15 protein-coding genes are annotated in these 19,606 nt (G+C 36.4%); 4 read left to right on the forward strand and 11 right to left on the reverse strand.

The genetic code is table 11. From position 1 onward, the window contains the following. Window positions 1–21: 21 nt before the first annotated feature. Complete coding sequence (gene gyrA / locus NMU02_RS08375) at window positions 22–2,529, reverse strand: DNA gyrase subunit A (RefSeq protein ID WP_255027350.1); 2,508 nt, start codon at window positions 2,527–2,529, stop codon at window positions 22–24. A gap of 319 nt (window positions 2,530–2,848) precedes the next feature. Here gyrA and NMU02_RS08380 point away from each other — a divergent pair, with 319 nt between their 5' ends. The 3 genes from NMU02_RS08380 (at window position 2,849) to NMU02_RS08390 (ending at window position 8,995) form a co-directional block, all read left to right on the forward strand. Then, complete coding sequence (locus tag NMU02_RS08380; RefSeq protein ID WP_255027351.1) at window positions 2,849–5,392, forward strand: ATP-dependent Clp protease ATP-binding subunit; 2,544 nt, start codon at window positions 2,849–2,851, stop codon at window positions 5,390–5,392. A gap of 111 nt (window positions 5,393–5,503) precedes the next feature. Beyond that, window positions 5,504–7,561 carry a molecular chaperone HtpG gene (gene htpG / locus NMU02_RS08385; protein ID WP_255027352.1) on the forward strand — a complete coding sequence of 686 codons (2,058 nt, stop codon included), beginning with the start codon at window positions 5,504–5,506 and terminating at the stop codon, window positions 7,559–7,561. Between the two features lie 153 nt (window positions 7,562–7,714). Next, complete coding sequence (locus tag NMU02_RS08390) at window positions 7,715–8,995, forward strand: O-acetylhomoserine aminocarboxypropyltransferase/cysteine synthase family protein (protein ID WP_255027353.1); 1,281 nt, start codon at window positions 7,715–7,717, stop codon at window positions 8,993–8,995. A 59-nt stretch (window positions 8,996–9,054) separates the two neighbouring features. On the opposite strand, the gene NMU02_RS08395 is transcribed toward NMU02_RS08390, so the two are convergent. From NMU02_RS08395 to NMU02_RS08415, 5 genes are all read right to left on the reverse strand, one after another. Beyond that, window positions 9,055–9,966 (reverse strand): dihydroorotate dehydrogenase, encoded by a 912-nt coding sequence (locus NMU02_RS08395; RefSeq protein WP_255027354.1) that lies wholly within the window; start codon window positions 9,964–9,966, stop codon window positions 9,055–9,057. Beyond that, the gene (locus NMU02_RS08400) at window positions 9,954–10,733 is read right to left on the reverse strand and encodes a dihydroorotate dehydrogenase electron transfer subunit (protein WP_255027355.1); all 780 of its coding nucleotides are present in this window, start codon (window positions 10,731–10,733) and stop codon (window positions 9,954–9,956) included. Before NMU02_RS08400 ends, NMU02_RS08395 begins: the two co-directional genes overlap by 13 nt. 194 nt (window positions 10,734–10,927) lie before the next feature. Then, window positions 10,928–11,392, reverse strand: a complete 465-nt coding sequence (locus NMU02_RS08405; protein WP_255027356.1) for a helix-turn-helix domain-containing protein — start codon at window positions 11,390–11,392, stop codon at window positions 10,928–10,930. 617 nt (window positions 11,393–12,009) lie between these two features. Continuing rightward, window positions 12,010–13,035: a DNA polymerase III subunit delta gene (gene holA / locus NMU02_RS08410; RefSeq protein WP_255027357.1), complete on the reverse strand. Its 1,026-nt coding sequence runs from the start codon at window positions 13,033–13,035 to the stop codon at window positions 12,010–12,012. 35 nt (window positions 13,036–13,070) lie between these two features. Further along, window positions 13,071–13,850 (reverse strand): AMP nucleosidase, encoded by a 780-nt coding sequence (locus tag NMU02_RS08415; protein WP_255027358.1) that lies wholly within the window; start codon window positions 13,848–13,850, stop codon window positions 13,071–13,073. A 62-nt stretch (window positions 13,851–13,912) separates the two neighbouring features. Here NMU02_RS08415 and NMU02_RS08420 point away from each other — a divergent pair, with 62 nt between their 5' ends. Beyond that, window positions 13,913–14,362 carry a type I restriction enzyme HsdR N-terminal domain-containing protein gene (locus NMU02_RS08420; RefSeq protein WP_255027359.1) on the forward strand — a complete coding sequence of 150 codons (450 nt, stop codon included), beginning with the start codon at window positions 13,913–13,915 and terminating at the stop codon, window positions 14,360–14,362. Between the two features lie 58 nt (window positions 14,363–14,420). Here the strand turns inward: NMU02_RS08420 and NMU02_RS08425 are convergent, their stop codons facing one another. The 5 genes from NMU02_RS08425 to hypB all read right to left on the reverse strand — a co-directional run bounded on the left by NMU02_RS08425 (window position 14,421) and on the right by hypB (window position 19,596). Continuing rightward, on the reverse strand, window positions 14,421–15,182 hold the full coding sequence (locus NMU02_RS08425; protein ID WP_255027360.1) for a zinc ribbon domain-containing protein: 762 nt from the start codon (window positions 15,180–15,182) through the stop codon (window positions 14,421–14,423). Between the two features lie 4 nt (window positions 15,183–15,186). After that, window positions 15,187–16,281, reverse strand: a complete 1,095-nt coding sequence (locus NMU02_RS08430; protein WP_255027361.1) for a Nif3-like dinuclear metal center hexameric protein — start codon at window positions 16,279–16,281, stop codon at window positions 15,187–15,189. A 4-nt stretch (window positions 16,282–16,285) separates the two neighbouring features. Beyond that, window positions 16,286–18,046, reverse strand: a complete 1,761-nt coding sequence (gene aspS, locus NMU02_RS08435; RefSeq protein ID WP_255027362.1) for an aspartate--tRNA ligase — start codon at window positions 18,044–18,046, stop codon at window positions 16,286–16,288. 208 nt (window positions 18,047–18,254) lie between these two features. Then, window positions 18,255–18,845 (reverse strand): class I SAM-dependent methyltransferase, encoded by a 591-nt coding sequence (locus NMU02_RS08440; RefSeq protein ID WP_255027363.1) that lies wholly within the window; start codon window positions 18,843–18,845, stop codon window positions 18,255–18,257. Continuing rightward, window positions 18,838–19,596 carry a hydrogenase nickel incorporation protein HypB gene (hypB, locus tag NMU02_RS08445; RefSeq protein WP_435522029.1) on the reverse strand — a complete coding sequence of 253 codons (759 nt, stop codon included), beginning with the start codon at window positions 19,594–19,596 and terminating at the stop codon, window positions 18,838–18,840. The genes NMU02_RS08440 and hypB overlap by 8 nt, the downstream gene beginning before the upstream one ends. Between the last annotated feature and the right edge of the window lie 10 nt (window positions 19,597–19,606).

Below are 19,606 nucleotides of genomic sequence, written 5' to 3' on the forward strand. Positions count from 1 at the left end.
TAGAGATATTTATTTATTTAATTATTCTACATCGTTTACAGATTCCTCTGGTGATTCTTCTTCTACGGTTTCAGACAATACTTTACAAACAGATGCGATTTCGTCGTTACGTTTTTCAAGATTAATCAATTTCACACCTTGTGTCGCACGCCCCATAATTCTTACATCGGCCACCTTCATACGTAAAGTGATACCCGATTTATTAATAATTACGAGATCATTATCATCTGTGACACTCTTAATGGATACTAAATTACCTGTTTTTTCTGTAATATTCAAGGTTTTCACCCCTTTCCCACCACGATTTGTTATACGGTAATCTTCCACTTTAGAACGTTTTCCATAACCTTGTTCAGAAACGACCATCACAGTTTCTTTTTCAACATCTTTTATACAAATCATTCCTACGACCTCATCACTACCACCGTCGAGAGTCATTCCTCTTACACCGGTAGCCATACGGCCCATTTCCCGAACGGCACTTTCGTGGAAGCGTATAGCACGTCCAAATTTGTTCGCCATGATAATCTGGCTGTCTCCATTTGTAAGGCGTACTTGTATTACCTGGTCATCTTCTCGTATAGTGATTGCATTTACCCCATTTTGTCGAGGTCGAGAATATGCCTCGAGTTGAGTTTTCTTTATAACACCTTTTTTCGTACAAAATACCAGATAATGTTTTGTATTATAATCAGGATCCTGTAATTGTTTCACCCGTATAAAGGCATTTACTTTATCATCGGCATCTATATTAAGCATATTCTGAATAGCACGGCCTTTCGAATTTTTTGTACCTTCGGGGATTTCATATACTTTCAGCCAATAACAACGTCCTTTTTGCGTGAAAAACAACATGTAATTGTGCATCGAAGCCGGATAAATATACTCTATGAAATCTTCATCTCTGGTATCACTACCTTTCGCCCCTACTCCGCCTCGGTTCTGAGCTCGAAATTCGGTTAAAGGCGTACGTTTAATATACCCCATATGAGATATGGTTATAATCATTTCATCATCTGCATAAAAATCTTCAGCATTAAATTCTTCCGATGCATATATGATCTCGGTTTTACGATCATCGCCGTATTTTTCTTTAATTTCGGACAATTCATCTTTTACAACTTGCATACACAAACCATCATCTGATAAAATACGATTGAAATAATCGATTTGTTCCATAAGATTCTTATAATCGGCACGCAACTTATCTTGCTCGAGACCAGTTAACTGTCTCAAGCGCATTTCCACAATAGCCCTCGACTGAGCTTCACTAAGATTAAATGTAGACATTAAACGTTCACGAGCTTCATCAGGACTTTTAGAAGAACGAATGATTTGTATTACCTCATCGATATGATCACAAGCAATAATAAGGCCCTCCAATATATGCGCTTTTTTCTCCGCCTCAGCCAGTTCATAACGGGTACGTCTAACCACAACGTCATGTCTATGCTCTACAAATGCCTCGAGCAATTGTTTTAAGTTTAATAATTGAGGGTGCCCGGGATTTCCGTCGATACTTCCCACCAAAGCAATATTATTAACACTGAAAGAAGATTGCAGAGCTGTAAGTTTATATAATTTATTCAAAACGACACTCGAATTGGCATCTTTCTTTATATCGATAACAATACGCATGCCGGTTCGGTCCGATTCGTCATTAATATTTGATATACCTTCTATCCTTTTATCTTCAACCAGATCGGCAATATTTTTTATCAGTTCGGCTTTATTTACAAGATAAGGAATTTCGGTAACTACGATTTTCTCTCTATTACCATCAGCTTCAATTTCAGCTTTAGCCCTTATTACAATACGCCCCCTTCCAGTTTCAAACGCATCCCTTACACCAGAATATCCATAAATATAACCTCCAGTAGGGAAATCAGGAGCTTTAATGTATTGCATCAAATCAGAAACCTCCATATTACGATTATCGATAAGAGCAATCGTCCCATCAATTACTTCCGACAAATTATGAGGAGGCATATTTGTTGCCATACCCACAGCAATACCAGATGCTCCGTTTACCAAAAGGTTCGGAATACGTGTAGGCAATACAGTCGGCTCACGTAATGTATCATCAAAGTTATTTCGAAAAGTGACCGTATCCTTATCGATATCCCGCAACATTTCTTCAGCAAGTTTAGACAAACGAGCTTCGGTATAACGCATTGCGGCAGGACTATCACCATCTACGGATCCGAAATTACCCTGTCCGTCGACCAACGGATAACGGAGTGACCATTCCTGAGCCATACGTACCATAGCAAAATATACCGAAGAATCGCCATGAGGGTGATATTTACCTAATACTTCACCCACGATTCTGGCCGATTTCTTATACGGCTTATCAGAAGTATTTCCTAACTCGTTCATCCCGAATAATACACGGCGGTGCACCGGTTTGAAACCGTCTCTAACATCCGGCAATGCACGGGCGACAATCACCGACATCGAATAATCGATGTAGGCAGATTTCATCTTGTTTTCGATATTTACTTTTATAATTCTGTCTTGGTCAACCATTTATATTAAGATTGGTTATACGATTATTAATTTGGCATAAAAACCGCACTAAATTACGACTTTCTTTCCGATTATAAAAAATTTTCAACTTATTTTTGAAGTGATAAAAACACAATACGATTCTATAAATACACCTTTTTATAACCGGTTATAAACATAAACACACTTATTTACCCACACTCAAGAATAAGACTCGTAAACAAAAAACGGCACAGTATTTGTTATGTATGTTATATAAATAAAAGAATAGCTTGTTATAAAGGTATATTCGTATATTTGTATAGCATTAATTAAGGATTTAAGAAAGGAAGATCATTATATGGAAAGAAATTTTTCACAAAGAGTGAAAGATGTATTGGGATATAGCCGCGAAGAGGCCGAACGGATGCAAAATAATTTCATCGGTCCGGAACATCTTTTATTGGGCATTCTCAGAGACGGAACCGGCAGAGCCATCGATGCTTTGCGATTTCTGGGTGCTAAACCGGGTATCATAAAGTCGTCACTCGAAGATATGTTGCGAGCAACGGCTGAACATCACCAACCGGGAGATGAATTAATTATTAGCAAAAGCACCGATAAAGTTTTAAAAATGAGTATTTTAGAAGCAAGACTTTTAAAAAGCAACGTTACCGATACCGAACATTTATTATTGGCTATTTTGAAAGAAAATGAAACGAAAGCAGCCATGATTTTAATGGATAATGAAGTTAATTACGCGGATGTTATGGGATTCTTGAAAAAAGAACCCGAACAAACTTCCGATCCTTCTATGGGTGCTGAATTTGCTGATGACGATGACGATATGGATGATGAAAAAAATTATCGTAGCGAACAAGGCAAACAAGCAACAGGTAGTTATACTAAAACGACAAACGACACCCCTGTTCTTGACAATTTCGGTACCGATATGACAAAAGCCGCCGAAGAAAACAGGCTCGATCCGGTTGTAGGGCGAGAAAAAGAAATTGAGCGTCTTGCTCAGGTGCTAAGTCGTAGAAAGAAAAATAATCCGGTACTTATCGGAGAACCCGGCGTAGGTAAATCTGCCATTGTTGAAGGATTGGCACTGAGGATAATACAGCGGAAAGTATCTCGCGTTCTTTTCGATAAACGTGTTGTTTCACTCGATATGGCCTCGATTGTTGCAGGAACTAAATATCGAGGACAATTCGAAGAAAGGATAAAAGCAATCCTGAATGAATTATCGAAAAATCCGAATGTCATCTTGTTTATAGATGAAATACATACTATTGTAGGTGCCGGAGGTGCAACAGGCACTCTCGATGCTGCCAATATGTTAAAACCGGCTTTAGCTCGCGGCGAAATACAATGTATCGGTGCGACTACTCTCGATGAATACCGAAAAAATATCGAAAAAGACGGTGCACTCGAACGTCGTTTCCAAAAAATTATGGTAGATCCGACTACCCCTGAAGAAACCTTGCAGATATTAAATAATATCAAAGGACGGTACGAAGATCATCATAATGTCACCTATACACCCGAAGCTCTCGAAGCCTGCGTTAAGCTGACCGAAAGATACATCAGTGACCGAAATTTTCCGGATAAAGCGATAGACGCTCTTGATGAAGCCGGTTCGAGAGTACATATTTCGAACATTGTCGTTCCGAAAGAAATAGAAGAACTCGAAAAAAAGATCGCAGCGACAAGTGAAGATAAAATGAAAGCTGTAAAATCTCAGAACTACGAACTGGCAGCAAGTTTCAGAGATAAAACAAAAGAGTATCAAATAGAACTCGACGATGCAAAAAGGCGCTGGGAAGAACAAATACAAGAACAACGTGAAATTGTCGATGCGGAACAAATAGCCGAAGTCGTTGCAATGATGTCCGGTGTTCCGGTTCAAAGAATTGCCCAAGCCGAAGGAAGCAAATTGCTACAAATGGCCGACATCCTAAAAAGTGAGGTTATCGGACAAGATGAAGCCGTAAATAAAATCGTAAAGGCAATTCAGCGTAATAGAGTCGGACTAAAAGATCCCAATAAGCCCATTGGCACTTTTATGTTTCTGGGGCCTACCGGAGTAGGTAAAACACATTTGGCAAAGATGTTGGCCGAATATCTTTTCGATTCTAAAGATACTCTTATACGAGTAGATATGAGTGAATATATGGAGAAATTTACGGTATCTCGTCTCGTAGGAGCTCCTCCGGGATATGTAGGCTATGAAGAAGGAGGCCAATTAACTGAAAAAGTACGTCGACGCCCCTATTCTGTCGTATTGCTCGACGAAATAGAAAAAGCACATCCGGACGTGTTCAACCTATTACTACAGGTAATGGACGAAGGACGTCTTACCGATAGCTTGGGCCGTCGTGTCGACTTTAAAAATACGATACTGATCATGACATCGAATATCGGTACTCGTCAATTAAAAGATTTCGGGCATGGAGTCGGATTCGCGACATCCAATGCAGATAATAAAGATTTTTCGAGAGGTGTTATACAAAAGGCGCTTAATCGGGCTTTTTCTCCTGAATTTTTAAATCGTGTAGATGATATCGTAATGTTCGATCAGCTTGATAAAGATGCGATTTATAAAATTATCGACCTCGAACTTAAAGGGTTTTACCATCGTGTCGAGACACTGGGTTATAAACTCATTATAACCGACGAGGCTAAAGATTTTATCGCATCTAAAGGATATGATGTTCAATTCGGTGCAAGACCTTTAAAACGAGCTATACAAAAATATCTCGAAGATGAAATGGCCGAAATGATTATTCGGGCTACAGTAAACGAAGGCGATACAATTATCGTAGAATTTAATAAAGATGAACAAAAAATTGTCACTCGTATCGAAAACTCAAAAGATAAAAAGAAAAACAAAGAGTCATAAAAGGTGACAGAATAACCTTATAAAGCCAAAATGTCAGACCTTGGGGTCTGGCATTTTTTTTGTGCTTATAAATCAAGAAAATTAAGAACAATTAAAATATTATATTGAGCTATGCAAAAAGGAAAAATCGGGGTTACAACGGATAATATATTCCCCATTATTAAGAAATTTTTGTACAGTGATCATGAAATTTTCCTTCGTGAACTGGTTTCGAACGCCGTGGATGCTACCCAAAAATTAAAAACACTCTCTTCTTTCGGCGATTTTAAAGGAGAAGTGGGTGATATGAAAGTATGGGTTTCGATTGACAAAGAGAATGGAACTCTTACTATCTCTGACCACGGTGTAGGTATGACATCTGAAGAAATTGAAAAGTATATCAACCAAATTGCATTTTCAGGAGCGGAAGAATTCCTTAGCAAATATAAAAATGATGCAAATGCGATTATCGGACATTTCGGATTAGGATTCTATTCGTCATTTATGGTGGCTAAAAAAGTCGAAATAAGAACTCTTTCTTATCAAGAAAATGCAAAAGCCGTAATGTGGACTTGCGATGGTTCTCCTGAATTCGAAATGAGCGAAATTGATAAAAAAGAACGAGGCACAGATATAATTCTGTATATTGACGATGAAAATAAAGAATTTCTCGAAACATCTAAAATAGAATCTTTATTACGTAAATATTGCCGGTTTTTGCCTGTTCCGGTCGTTTTCGGAAAAGAACAAGAATGGAAAGACGGGAAATATGTCGATACCGATAAAGATAAAATCATTAACGATACTGAGCCGGCATGGACCAAAAAGCCGACTGAACTTACAAACGAAGACTATAAGAAATTTTACAGTGACCTATTTCCGGCATCCGACGAGCCTCTATTCTGGATTCATCTCAATGTAGATTATCCTTTTAAACTTACAGGAATTCTTTATTTCCCCAAAATAAAAAATAATTTCGATCTGAACAGAAATAAAATTCAGCTATATTCCAATCAAGTATTCGTCACCGATTCTGTAGAAGGAATTGTCCCTGAATTTTTGATGTTATTACAAGGAGTTATCGATTCACCGGATATACCTCTTAATGTTTCACGTTCATATCTCCAAAGCGACTCCAACGTAAAGAAGATATCTACCTATATTACCAAAAAAGTAGCGGATCGTCTGCAGGAATTATTTAATTCTGAACGAAAGCAATTTGAGGAAAAATGGGATGACATAAAATTGTTTATAGAATATGGTATGTTAACCGACGAAAAATTTTATGAACGCGCCCAAAAGTTTGTACTGTTAAAAGATACAGCAGGAAAATATTATACGCTCGAAGAATATAAAACACTTATAGAAGCAAATCAGACTGATAAATCCGGTTCTCTCGTATATATATATGCAACTGATCGTGTAGCCCAGTATAATTATATAGAGATGGCCCAGTCAAAAGGTTATAGCGTTTTATTAATGGACGGGCAATTAGATATTCACTTTATCGGACTTCTAGAACAAAAGCTTGAAAAGAGCCGTTTTGTAAGAGTAGATAGTGATGTAGTCGAAAATCTGGTACAAAAGGAGGATAAAGATAAAGGAGATGTTTCGTTAGACACTTTTCAACGTAATATGATGACAACCGTATTTAAATCACAAATTCCCACTGTCGAAAAATCAGAATTTATGGTGATGTTCGAATCGGTTGGTGAGTCAGCTCAGCCTGTCATGATTACTCAAAACGAATTTATGAGGCGTATGAAAGAAATGTCGGCAATGCAACAAGGAATGAATTTTTATGGAGAATTGCCCGACAGCTACAATTTAATAATAAATACCGATCATCCTCTCTCTAAAAAAGTAATAGAAGAAACCGAGTCTGCCTGTGAAAGTGAAGTAAAGCCAATTCAGACAGAAATAGACTCTCTTAATGAAAGTATTACGAAATTAAAAGACGGACATAAAGATAAAAAAGAGGATGAAATACCTGTCGCAGAAAAAGAAGAGATAAAAAATAAGCAGTCTCAGGTTGAAGATCTGAAAAAGAAAGAAAACCAGATTCTTTCTGAATATGCCGGACAAAATAAACTCGTAAAACAATTAGTCGACTTGGCACTTCTCTCTAATAATATGTTGAAAGGAGAAGCTCTCAGTCAGTTTATCAGACGTTCGATAGAAATGTTGTAATCAAATTCAATCCGAATAAAAAGATTCCGGTCGAAAATCGATCGGAATCTTTTTTATAAATAATACAAAAATCTTCCTTTTTGTTACTTAAAGCAAAAAACGTATATTTGCAGCCATAATTAACGACAAAAAAAACGACAATCAATAACCGAAATGAGTAAAAAAGTAAATCCGGCAACAATATGTGTCCAGGCCGGATGGACTCCTAAAAAAGGTGAACCGCGCGTTTTACCTATATATCAAAGTACGACTTTTAAATACGAAACCAGCGAGCAAATGGCTCGTCTTTTCGACCTTGAAGACAGCGGTTATTTCTATACCCGGTTACAAAATCCGACTAACGATGCAGTTGCCACAAAAATTGCCCAACTCGAGGGAGGAGTTTCGGCTATGCTTACATCTTCCGGACAGGCTGCTAATTTTTATGCTATATTTAATATTTGTTCATCTGGAGACCATTTTGTAAGTGCATCGGCCATTTATGGAGGTACATTCAATTTATTCGGAGTTACAATGAAAAAACTCGGGATTGAGGTCACTTTTGTCGATCCAGATGCTAGTGAAGAAGAAATCTCTACAGCTTTTCGCCCTAATACAAAAGCACTATTTGGAGAAACACTCTCAAATCCGGGACTTAATGTTCTCGACATCGAAAAATTCGCACGCATAGCACACTCTCATGGTGTACCTTTAATTGTAGACAATACATTTGCAACTCCTATTAACTGTCGTCCTTTCGAATGGGGGGCCGATATTGTTACTCACTCGACGACAAAATATATGGACGGACATGCGACTTCTGTGGGAGGTGCAATTATAGACAGTGGCAATTTCGACTGGGATGCACATGCAGATAAATTTCCGGGATTGACCCGTCCGGATGAATCTTACCATGGGCTCACTTATACTAAAAGCTTCGGTAAGAATGCATATATAACTAAAGCAACAGCACAGGTTATGAGAGATTTAGGATCGATACAATCTCCGTTCAACGCTTTTTTACTGAATTTGGGATTAGAAACTCTCCACCTTAGAATGCCACAACATTGTAAAAATGCCCAAACCATTGCCGAATATCTCGAAAAGAATGAAAAAGTAGCATGGGTAAATTATTGTGGGCTGAAAAACAATAAATATTATGATTTGGCTCAGAAATATTTATCTAATGGATCATGCGGGGTAATTGCATTTGGATTAAAGGGAGGCAGAGATACTTCGATTCGCTTTATGGATAATCTGAAATTAGTTGCTATCGTAACACACGTAGCAGATGCACGTACTTGCGTTTTACACCCGGCAAGTCACACTCATCGCCAACTAACTGACGAGCAACTGGTTGAAGCTGGTGTCGCACCAGACTTAATTCGCTTATCCGTGGGGATCGAATGTGTAGACGATATCATCGACGATATAGAACAAGCACTAAATAAATAAAATAACGGGGAACTAAAAAAATATTCAGTTCCCCGTTATTTTATTGTCGAAATATAAAACTATACAACAAGACCACCGATAATTTCAGATACCGATTTACATCCATTTCTATCGAGATATTCATTAATACCGTCGACTACTTTTGTCGTAATTTGAGGATCGATAAAATTAGCAGTGCCTATTTGTATTGCAGTAGCACCGGCCAGTAAAAATTCGATAGCGTCAGTTGCATTCATAATCCCCCCTAAACCAATTACCGGGATCTTTACAGCTTTACAGGTTTGCCAAACCATACGTAATGCGATCGGTTTCACGCAAGGACCGGATAATCCCCCCGTAATTGTTGAAAGTATAGGACGACGCGTACGAGAATCGATTGCCATTCCCAGTAACGTATTTATCAATGAAACACTGTCAGCTCCCTCGGCTTCAACCGAACGTGCTATTTCGGTAATATCGGTAACATTTGGCGAGAGCTTCACAATGAGCGTCTTTGTATAAACTTTTCTAACTGCCTTTACTACTGCTGCAGCACTCTTACAACTTGTCCCGAACGCCATTCCTCCCTCTTTTACATTGGGACAAGATATATTTAATTCTATCGCAGGTATTTTCTCTAAAGCAGCAATCTTTTCGGCTGTTATTGCATAATCATCGATACAAGATCCCGAAACGTTTACTAACATATTCGTATCAACTTCTTTGATACGAGGATATATTTCTTTTACAAAATAATCTACTCCTTTATTTTGTAAACCGACTGCATTAAGCATTCCAGAAGGAGTTTCGGCCATACGAGGATAAGGATTACCCTCTCGATGACGCAAAGTCGTACCTTTCACTATTATGCCTCCGAGGCACGAAAGATCGATAAAATCGGCAAATTCTTCACCATAACCGAATGTCCCAGACGCTGTCATAACGGGATTTTTCATTACCATCCCGCCTATATTTACTCTTAAATCTGCCATTTTAATTTTTCAATATTAAATACCGGACCTTCTTTACAAACACATAAATGGCCTTCTTGCGTATCTTCTACACAGCACAAACAAGCACCGATACCACATGCCATCATATTTTCAAGGGAAGCCTCGCACACTATTCCTTTAGCTTTTGCATAAGCGGCGACAGCAATCATCATCGGTTTCGGCCCGCATGTGTAAATACGATCAAAATGTCGATCTATAAGTACAGAATGCTGAGTCACATACCCTTTTTCCCCTGCCGAACCATCTTCAGTTGTAATTAATACCTCACCGTTTTTCTGAAAATCAGAAACTTGTAATACATCTTTTGAAGACCTGGCTCCCAATAAAAATACAGGTTCAAAACCTTTTTCTCTCAAAGATTGTCCCAGAAATAACATCGGAGCAGTTCCTACACCTCCACCGATCAGCAAAATTTTTTCTCCCGGATTCGGATTAGAAAACGTATTACCTAAAGGCAAAACCATATTAACTGTATTTCCTTCTCGCTTTTCGGAAAGTTTACGGGTTCCAACACCAACTAATTGAATCAGAAGCCATAATTCGTTTTTTGATTTATCTATATAGTTTACCGAAATCGGACGACGGAGAAAAGTATTAGGCGAACCGTCTATCCTTACCTCTGCAAATTGCCCGGGTAGCATTTCTGGTAAAACTTCATCATTTAAAGTCGTGAATTTCAGCAATACATAATTATCATTCAGCTTTATGTTCGCTGTCACTTTCAGATCAAGAACGTATTTTTTCATTTATAATAGATTTGCAAACTCTCGCAAAGATAGAGATAAAAACTGAAACAGACTTAAGGTTACAATAAGATAAGTTTACAGGAACAGTATAATGAATACCAGTCATCAGTAACATTATGAGTTTTTGTGATTTCTCGGGTACTTGTATATTTTGTACGTAAATAAATTACAGGATAGAAAACATCAAAAATATTTTATCGTTTCGTATCGGATGAAAAAGTATCAAAAGTGTTATCTGAGTAAAATACCATTATTTTTATGACCTTTTTAGCCGGCGTATTCTCAAAAGAAGAGCTAGCATTCTCTTTTTTTTCCTGAATCGGTATTTTAGGTTCTGTTATATATTCGTCCACTTGCATGTCTTCTTTTGCATTAGAACGATTGGTAGGGGTTTCTGGAAAAAACGATATTTCATCAAATAAAGTACCTTCATTTTTACCTATTGTTTTTTCGGGATATGCTTCTCCCTCGCCAAACATCAGCCAGTTCATCGAAATGCGAGGAAATGTTTCATGTATTTTCTTTATAATATTTATGCTTACCTGGTTTCTACCTCTCAAAGCGTTTGAAAGCGTAGAACGATCAATACCTACTTTATCGGCGAATTCCGCTTGGGTCAACCCCAAATTTTCTATTAGTTGTCTAATTCTTACATCCATAGTTTAAATAAATAATTAAAAGTAGGGCAAAAAAAATCTGCATATTTATTTCCTTTTGCAATTTACAAATATAAATATTTTATTTACATAATCAAATTTCAAATATACACATATGAATTTTCAGATGTAATCTTCTTATAATTTACATTTGTATTAAGCAACTTAACTGCATAGCCATACATTAAAGCATTAGATTATATCTATATATATAAATATATGATATTAAGTAGTATATAAATATCAAGATCAAGAAAATATCAAAAAAAACGAAGACAATGTTTGATTAACTACAATTATATTAAACTAAAAATATAGATTAGTACAAATATACGACTGATTATCAATTGAATAATCTTATATATTAGATATTAATCAGATTAAATTCACAGTGTGGTTATTGTAAATTACAAATATAAATATTAAAATGTAGGGATGAAAATTCGATTAAAATTTTTCTTTTTAATATACAAAACAATATCCATCTATCTATATTTCAAATGAAATCTAATATAATATTTAAGAAAAATGGACAAATGAAAAATAAAAAATAAAAAATCCGGCAAATACTTTTATATTACGTATTGCCGGAAAAAACTCAAGAAAATATTGAAAAGAAATCAATGAATAATTTTATATACTAATTCTCGCAAAAGGTCTGAATCGGCAGTTAAAGGAGCCCTTTTTATCCCCTTTGAACGCGTATCGTAAATTCTAATCTGAGAAATAATTTCAATACATTTAAACGCATTATAATTACGTAAAGCAGTTATATAGTCTTTAGTCTGAAAACTACTTTTTAATTTTAAAACACTCATGATACCTGTAGGAGATTTATCAGGAATAAAATATAACAGCATTAAATTGGCATAAAAATTAAATAATACACTAATCGTAACTACCAACGGATTTGTTTTCGGATTCTTTTCGAAATATTGTATAATCAAATTAGCTTTTGCTGCGTCACGTACAATTATAGCTTTTAGTAATTCAAAATTATTAAAATCTTTACTTATACCGATATTTTTTTCAATATCAGCTGCCGTGATTCTTTTCTCATTTTCGGGCAGAGTTAATAATAATTTATCGATTTCACTGGTAAGACGACTAAGATCTGCACCGATAGAATCACATAACATTGCAGATTCTTTAGCCTCGATGCTTATGCCTTTATGTAATAAGTAAGTAGAAACAAAACCAGGAATTTCACTATCATATAATTTTCTCGATTCATAAACAACGCCAGCTTTTTCAATTTCTGATATTATTTTTTTATTTTTCAGGGTATTATATTTATAATTTATAACCAGTACCGTACTCGTTAAAGGCTTTTGTACATAATACAACAAATCATCGAATTTATCGATTAATTGAGCTTCTTTTACCACGACAAGTTGCCTCGGTGCCATCATCGGATATCGTTTAGCAGCATTTATAATCACCGAAATATCAGAAACATCTGCACCGTAAACAATAGTTTGATTAAAATCTCTATCAGCATCTTCAAGTGCATTTGCTATTATTTCATCTGTAATCATATCAATAAAATACGGTTCACTTCCCATAAGTAAATATATGGGTTTGAAATTCTTTTTACGAATATCAGAAATGATTTGCAAATGCCGGTCGACTTCTTTTTTTGCCATAGTAATATTTAGATCGGTGACCTGTTCAAAAAACTTTATTCTTCTTCAAACCGCAAATGTTTAACAGTCGTACGTTTATCGATAAGCATTTTAAGAGAATCAAAACCTATCATAACATGTTCATCGACGTATTTTTGCGTTATTTTGCGATCGCTTTCTTCTGTTTTTACTCCTGTAGATATCATCGGCTGATCGGTGACTAGTAATAAAGCTCCGGTCGGTATCTGATTAGCAAAACCAACTGTAAACAACGTGGCAGTTTCCATATCGATGGCCATACTACGGGTTTTTCGCAGATATTCTTTAAAGATATCATCATATTCCCAGACACGCCGATTAGTGGTATAAACAGTACCAGTCCAATAATCTTTATGATGATTTCTGATAGTAGTAGAAACGGCTCGTTGAAGACTAAAAGCCGGTAAAGCCGGGACCTCAGGAGGAAAATAGTCATTAGAAGTACCTTCACCTCTTATAGCAGCAATAGGAAGTATAAAATCTCCAAGTTGATTTACTTTTTTCAATCCCCCGCATTTCCCTAAAAACAGAACCGCTTTAGGCTGCACAGCACTCAACAAATCCATAACGGTCGCAGCATTTGCGCTACCCATACCAAAATTAATAATCGTAACACCCTCAGCAGAGGCATTAGGCATATTCCCATCTTCTCCCAGTATAGGTACATTAAAATGCTGCGCAAATATCTCAACATACTTCGAAAAATTCGTTAGTAATATATGCTTTGAGAAATCGTTTATCTGCCGTTTGGTATATCGAGGTAACCAATTTTCGACAATCTCTTGCTTTGTCTTCATTTTTCAGTAATTTTGAAGTAAAAGTACGGAATTATCGTATTAAGAACAAATTAATTTGAGTTATGACAGGATTAAATTTACCGTCATTCGATTTTCATATCAAAAAAAATAACGATAAATATCTTATTTTTGATAATATACGAAAAAAATACATTACTCTCACTCCTGAAGAGTGGGTAAGGCAACATTTCGTTTGTTTTCTGACAAAATACAAATCATATCCGGCCGGTAGATTAGGAAATGAAATATCTCTTGTTTTAAACGGACGTAAAAGACGATGCGATACGATTGTTTATGACAAAAATGGGAAACCCTTGGTAATTATCGAATACAAAGCTCCTGAAATAATACTTACACAGGAAGTCTTCGACCAGATTATAAGATATAATATAGCATTAAAAGTCAAATATTTAATGGTATCTAACGGCCTAAACCATTATTGTTGCAAGCTCGATTATGAAACTATGCAACCGGTCTTTTTGCCTGATATACCCTTTTACGATGAATTATAAAAAAGAGCGTTTGTAACTCAATACAAACGCTCTTAGAAGAATATAAATAGTTTATTTTTTATTCTACACCGGCTAATTCAGGATCGATCATTATACGGCCACAATATTCGCAAACGATAATTTTCTTACGCAATTTTATATCAAGTTGTCTTTGGGGTGGGATTTTATTAAAACATCCTCCACAAGCATCCCGTTGAATATATACTACAGCTAACCCGTTTCTTGCATTTTTACGAATACGTTTAAATGCAGCCAAAAGACGAGGTTCGATATGTTGTTCGAGTTTTTTTACCTTTTCTCTCAGTTTTTCTTCATCCTGTTTCGTTTCTGAAACAATTTCATCGAGCTCGCTTTTCTTTTCTTGAAGATCGTGTTGCCTGTCTTCTAAAAGAGCCTGGCAGTTCTCTACTTCTTCTTTCTTAGTTTTTTCCTGAGCCGTAAATTCACGTATTCTTTTTTCGCACAATTCGATTTCGAGAGTCTGAAATTCTATTTCTTTGGTTAAAAAATCAAATTCCCGATTATTCCGTACATTGTCCTGTTGTGCAGAATATTTATCGATCAGATTTTGAGAATTTTGTATCTCCACTTTCTTTGCAGCAATTGCGGCATGGAGTTCATCGATTTCCGTATGGAAGTTTTGGATTCTGGTTTCAAGGCCTGCAATTTCATCTTCAAGGTCTTGAACTTCCAAAGGAAGTTCACCCCTTAGAGTTTTTATGCGATCCACTTCAGAAAGCATGGTTTGCAATTCATACAGGGCTTTCAATCTTTCTTCCACTGTATATTCTTTTTCAACTTTTGTCTTATCAGTAGCCATATGCTTACAAATAATTTATCGGGTTTGTTTCTACCTTTGTATAATAAGTTGCAAATGTAGGGAATTTTTTTGTAATAATATCAGAAAAAATATCTTTTGTATATTGTTCACTCTCATAATGCCCCAACTCTGCTAATAAAATATTTTCATCATTTCCAAAATAATCATGATACTTTATTTCGCCCGTAATAAATACGTCGGCATTCGAATTTATCGCATCTTTCATCAAAAAAGAACCAGCGCCTCCACATAAAGCAATACGCCTAACAGTCGGTTTTAATATGCGAGAGTGTTTGAGACAAGTTAGCGAAAACAGTGTTTTTAGTTTTTTCAAAAACTGAATAGTATCCATTTCTTCTGGCAAATCACCGATTACACCACTCCCGGCTTTTTGCCATGAATTCTGTAATTCAATAATATCGAAAGCCGGTTCTTCATAAGGATGAGAAGATAGTAAGGCCTTAATTACCGTTGTTTTCTTAAAGTCAGGCAATATCATTTCTAACCTTACCTCTTTCTCGGTATGCTCTGTTCCTATATAACCACAAAAAGGATGACTACTCTCTCCCGCCCTAAATGTACCATATCCCTCACTTGTAAAGCTGCATCGATCATAATTACCTATCGATCCCGCACCGGCGTCATACATTGCATTTTTTACCTGATCGACCTGTTCTAACGGGACAAAAGTAACGATCTTCAATAATCGATTTTCTAAAGGAGATAATATTTTATTATTAGTAAGGCCTATTTTCTCCGCAATTTTATCGTTTACCCCATAAAAAGCATTATCAAGATTGGTATGAGCCGCATAAATGGTAATATCATTCTTAATCGCTTTTATAACGATTCTTTCGATATATCCGTTACCCGTTATTGCTTTCAATCCTTTGAACAATAACGGATGATGAGATATAACCAAATTTATCCCTAACGAAATCGCTTCATCTATTACCTCTTCGGTAACATCGATACATAGCAAAGCACTGTTACATTCTCGATTAACACTTCCTATCTGAACGCCAGCATTATCATAATTTTCTTGCAACGAACGAGGCGCGACTTCTTCTATCGAATTTATTATTTCAGAAACTTTCATCCGTTTATTTTGCGTCTTTCAGGTCGAGTTTCAACTGCAATTCTTCAAGTTGCGAATCGTCGATAATAGATGGCGCTCCACTCATAACATCCCTACCTGAATTATTTTTGGGAAATGCAATACAATCACGAATAGAATCAAGCCCTGCAAACAAAGATACAAAACGGTCGAGACCGAAAGCCAGTCCTCCATGAGGAGGTGCCCCATATTTGAAAGCATCCATTAAGAACCCAAACTGATAATGAGCTTTTTCTTCAGTAAATCCTAATACCTTGAACATCTTATCCTGAAGTTCACCATCGTGAATACGAATCGATCCACCACCCAATTCTACACCATTGAATACCATGTCGTATGCGTTTGCTCTTACTTTACCGGGATCGGTATCAAGTAAAGGTATATCTTCTTCTTTTGGAGACGTAAAAGGATGATGCATAGCATAATAGCGTTGTGTATCTTCATCCCACTCAAGTAATGGAAAATCAACCACCCATAAAGGTGCGAATTTATTTTTATCCCGTAATCCCAAACGACTTCCCATCTCAAGACGAAGCTCACCTAAAGCTTTTTGTGTCTTCAACCTATTTCCAGCAAGAATCAGCATAAGATCTCCCGGTTTTGCTCCGAAACGGTCTGCCCAGGATTTCAACTCTTCTTGCGTATAAAATTTATCAACAGATGATTTAAGTGTCCCATCGGCATCATAACGCACATATACTAACCCTTTTGCCCCTATTTGAGGACGTTTTACAAAATCGGTCAATCCATCGATTTGTTTACGGGTATAATTAGCACATCCTTCGGCACATATTCCTGCAACATATTCGGAACTATCAAATACGACAAAATCTTTACCGGAAGTCAAATCCTTTATTTCCACAAACTTCATTCCGAAACGAATATCCGGTTTATCGCTTCCGTAATATTTCATCGCATCTGCCCAAGTCATACGTGGGAAAGGTTCTGTAAAGTCTATATTTTTTATTTGTTTAAACAGATGCTTAGTCATTCCTTCGAATATATTCAGCACATCTTCTTGTTCGACAAAAGACATTTCACAATCGATCTGTGTAAATTCTGGCTGGCGATCGGCCCTTAAATCTTCATCTCGAAAACATTTCGCAATCTGGAAGTAACGGTCGAATCCGGCTACCATAAGCAATTGTTTGAATGTTTGCGGTGACTGAGGCAATGCATAGAATTCCCCCGGATTCATTCTCGATGGAACGACAAAATCCCTTGCCCCTTCAGGTGTGGACTTTATTAAAATCGGCGTCTCAATTTCTAAGAAGTTATGTTCGTCAAGATAGCGACGTACTTCAAAAGTCATTTTATGACGTAATTCGATATTCTTCTTTACACAGTTTCTTCTCAAATCAAGGTACCGGTATTGCATTCTCAAATCATCCCCCCCGTCACTTTCATCTTCTATAGTAAATGGTGGTATTTCAGCAGAATGAAGTATATTTAACCCAGTAACTATAATCTCTATCTCACCAGTAGGGATATGAGCATTCTTATTGGATCGTTCTTTCACAACTCCGGTCGTTTGAATTACATATTCGCGGCCCAGTTTATTAGCTTTTTCGCATAATTCAGCATTAACATCCTGATTAAAAACCAACTGTGTTATTCCATAACGATCGCGAATATCCACAAATGTCATTCCTCCCATTTTACGGGTACGTTGTACCCACCCTGCTAAAGTAACGGTTTTATTTACATCCGAAAGACGTAATTCGCCGCAAGTTTGTGTTCTGAACATTATGTATTCTTTTAGTTTTATTCAATAAATTCTGATTTAAAAATGAGCAAATATTTCGCAAAATTAAAACAAAAGATCATTAATACAACAATGTTAAGACAGATTTTTACATTATATATTCACAATAATCAAATGCCAAAACCAATGTGATTTTTATTTTACAAAAATACATGTTTATGCCTTTTAATAGCATAAAAAATTAGGCATTTTATTTTTCGAGCATTATCATATAAAAATCATCATTTTCTACGGCTTCATATACACTCAATCCGAAAGCCCTAAAAATACGACATTGCTCGTTGACCTCGATTAAAACATCTGATGCGACCCTTTCATCGATATTTTTATGCATTTTGTTGAGTTCATTCCTACTCTGAGAATGAGCTATGAGTAACCGCCCTCCCTCTTTTAAATTTTTTCTTACCAACCTACGCATAGTTTCAGACTTACGCTGTAAATGCGGGAAGACCGAATATAAAATAATATGATCGAAAATACCTTCGATAACATCCCGTTCGATGTCAGCAATACAAAAATTCGTAAATTTATCAGCCTTAAATTTTTCTCGGGCAACAGATATCATTCCTGAAGAATTATCTATCCCTAATATTTTCCCTCGTGCATTAATTTCCCGAATAAAAGGGATCAGTACGCCTGTACCTGTACCTACATCGAGAATTTTGTCACCAGGACTCATATCGAGGTATCCAAGTAAAGAGCGTATTTTCCCGGCGTCATGTTCACACATCTGATCCCATTGGTGACATACCGAATCAAAAAAATATCTTTTCTCAGACATAATTTTTTTTCATTAAATGCTGTAAATAATCACACCATTCTTCCATTCCATCACCTTTAGAAGCTGAAATTTCAAAAAACTTCAGCCTTGGATTTATTTTTAAAGCATTATTTCTAATTCTTTCAATATCACTGTCCACATAAGGAAGTAGATCGATTTTATTGATGATGCAAATATCTGCACTTTCAAACATATAAGGATATTTAAGCGGTTTATCATCTCCTTCGGTAACACTAATTACCACAATGCGTTCTTTTTCACCCAGATCAAATAATGCCGGGCATACAAGATTTCCCACATTCTCGATAAACAACAAGGACCTTCCCTGTGGATTAAGTTCATGAAGAGCTTTATGCACCATAGAAGCATCGAGATGGCAACCGTTTTGAGTATTAATTTGTAAACAAGGTACTCCTGTCGCTTTTATTCGGTCGGTATCATTTGTCGTTTGCTGATCTCCTTCTATAACATATAAAGGCAATTTATCCTTTAACAACATAAATGTACGTTCAAGCAAAGTTGTTTTACCCGAACCCGGCGAACTGACCAAATTAAAGCAAATAATCTCTTTTGCTTCAAAATAACCTCTATTTCGTTCAGCGGCAAGATTATTTTTTGATAATATATCCTGCTCTACTCTATGTATTCTTTCATGCTCGTGATGATGATCATGGGCTATTCCCATACGATGCATTTCTTCGTGACTCAATCCCTCATGGGAATCATGGTCGCAACCACATGTTGTACACATTTCTTTTCTT

The organism is Coprobacter tertius (assembly GCF_024330105.1).
In the GTDB taxonomy this organism is placed as follows: Bacteria; Bacteroidota; Bacteroidia; order Bacteroidales; family Coprobacteraceae; genus Coprobacter; species Coprobacter tertius.

Excerpts from the sequence above, each read along its gene's own strand:
- NMU02_RS08405 (WP_255027356.1), bottom strand. The coding sequence starts at position 11,392 with ATGGATGTAAGAATTAGACAACTAATAGAAAATTTGGGGTTGACCCAA.
- NMU02_RS08400 (WP_255027355.1), bottom strand. The coding sequence starts at position 10,733 with ATGAAAAAATACGTTCTTGATCTGAAAGTGACAGCGAACATAAAGCTG.
- gyrA (WP_255027350.1), bottom strand. The coding sequence starts at position 2,529 with ATGGTTGACCAAGACAGAATTATAAAAGTAAATATCGAAAACAAGATG.
- htpG (WP_255027352.1), top strand. The coding sequence starts at position 5,504 with ATGCAAAAAGGAAAAATCGGGGTTACAACGGATAATATATTCCCCATT.
- aspS (WP_255027362.1), bottom strand. The coding sequence starts at position 18,046 with ATGTTCAGAACACAAACTTGCGGCGAATTACGTCTTTCGGATGTAAAT.
- NMU02_RS08395 (WP_255027354.1), bottom strand. The coding sequence starts at position 9,966 with ATGGCAGATTTAAGAGTAAATATAGGCGGGATGGTAATGAAAAATCCC.
- hypB (WP_435522029.1), bottom strand. The coding sequence starts at position 19,596 with ATGTGTACAACATGTGGTTGCGACCATGATTCCCATGAGGGATTGAGT.
- NMU02_RS08440 (WP_255027363.1), bottom strand. The coding sequence starts at position 18,845 with ATGTCTGAGAAAAGATATTTTTTTGATTCGGTATGTCACCAATGGGAT.
- NMU02_RS08430 (WP_255027361.1), bottom strand. The coding sequence starts at position 16,281 with ATGAAAGTTTCTGAAATAATAAATTCGATAGAAGAAGTCGCGCCTCGT.
- holA (WP_255027357.1), bottom strand. The coding sequence starts at position 13,035 with ATGGCAAAAAAAGAAGTCGACCGGCATTTGCAAATCATTTCTGATATT.
- NMU02_RS08425 (WP_255027360.1), bottom strand. The coding sequence starts at position 15,182 with ATGGCTACTGATAAGACAAAAGTTGAAAAAGAATATACAGTGGAAGAA.
- NMU02_RS08390 (WP_255027353.1), top strand. The coding sequence starts at position 7,715 with ATGAGTAAAAAAGTAAATCCGGCAACAATATGTGTCCAGGCCGGATGG.
- NMU02_RS08380 (WP_255027351.1), top strand. The coding sequence starts at position 2,849 with ATGGAAAGAAATTTTTCACAAAGAGTGAAAGATGTATTGGGATATAGC.
- NMU02_RS08415 (WP_255027358.1), bottom strand. The coding sequence starts at position 13,850 with ATGAAGACAAAGCAAGAGATTGTCGAAAATTGGTTACCTCGATATACC.
- NMU02_RS08420 (WP_255027359.1), top strand. The coding sequence starts at position 13,913 with ATGACAGGATTAAATTTACCGTCATTCGATTTTCATATCAAAAAAAAT.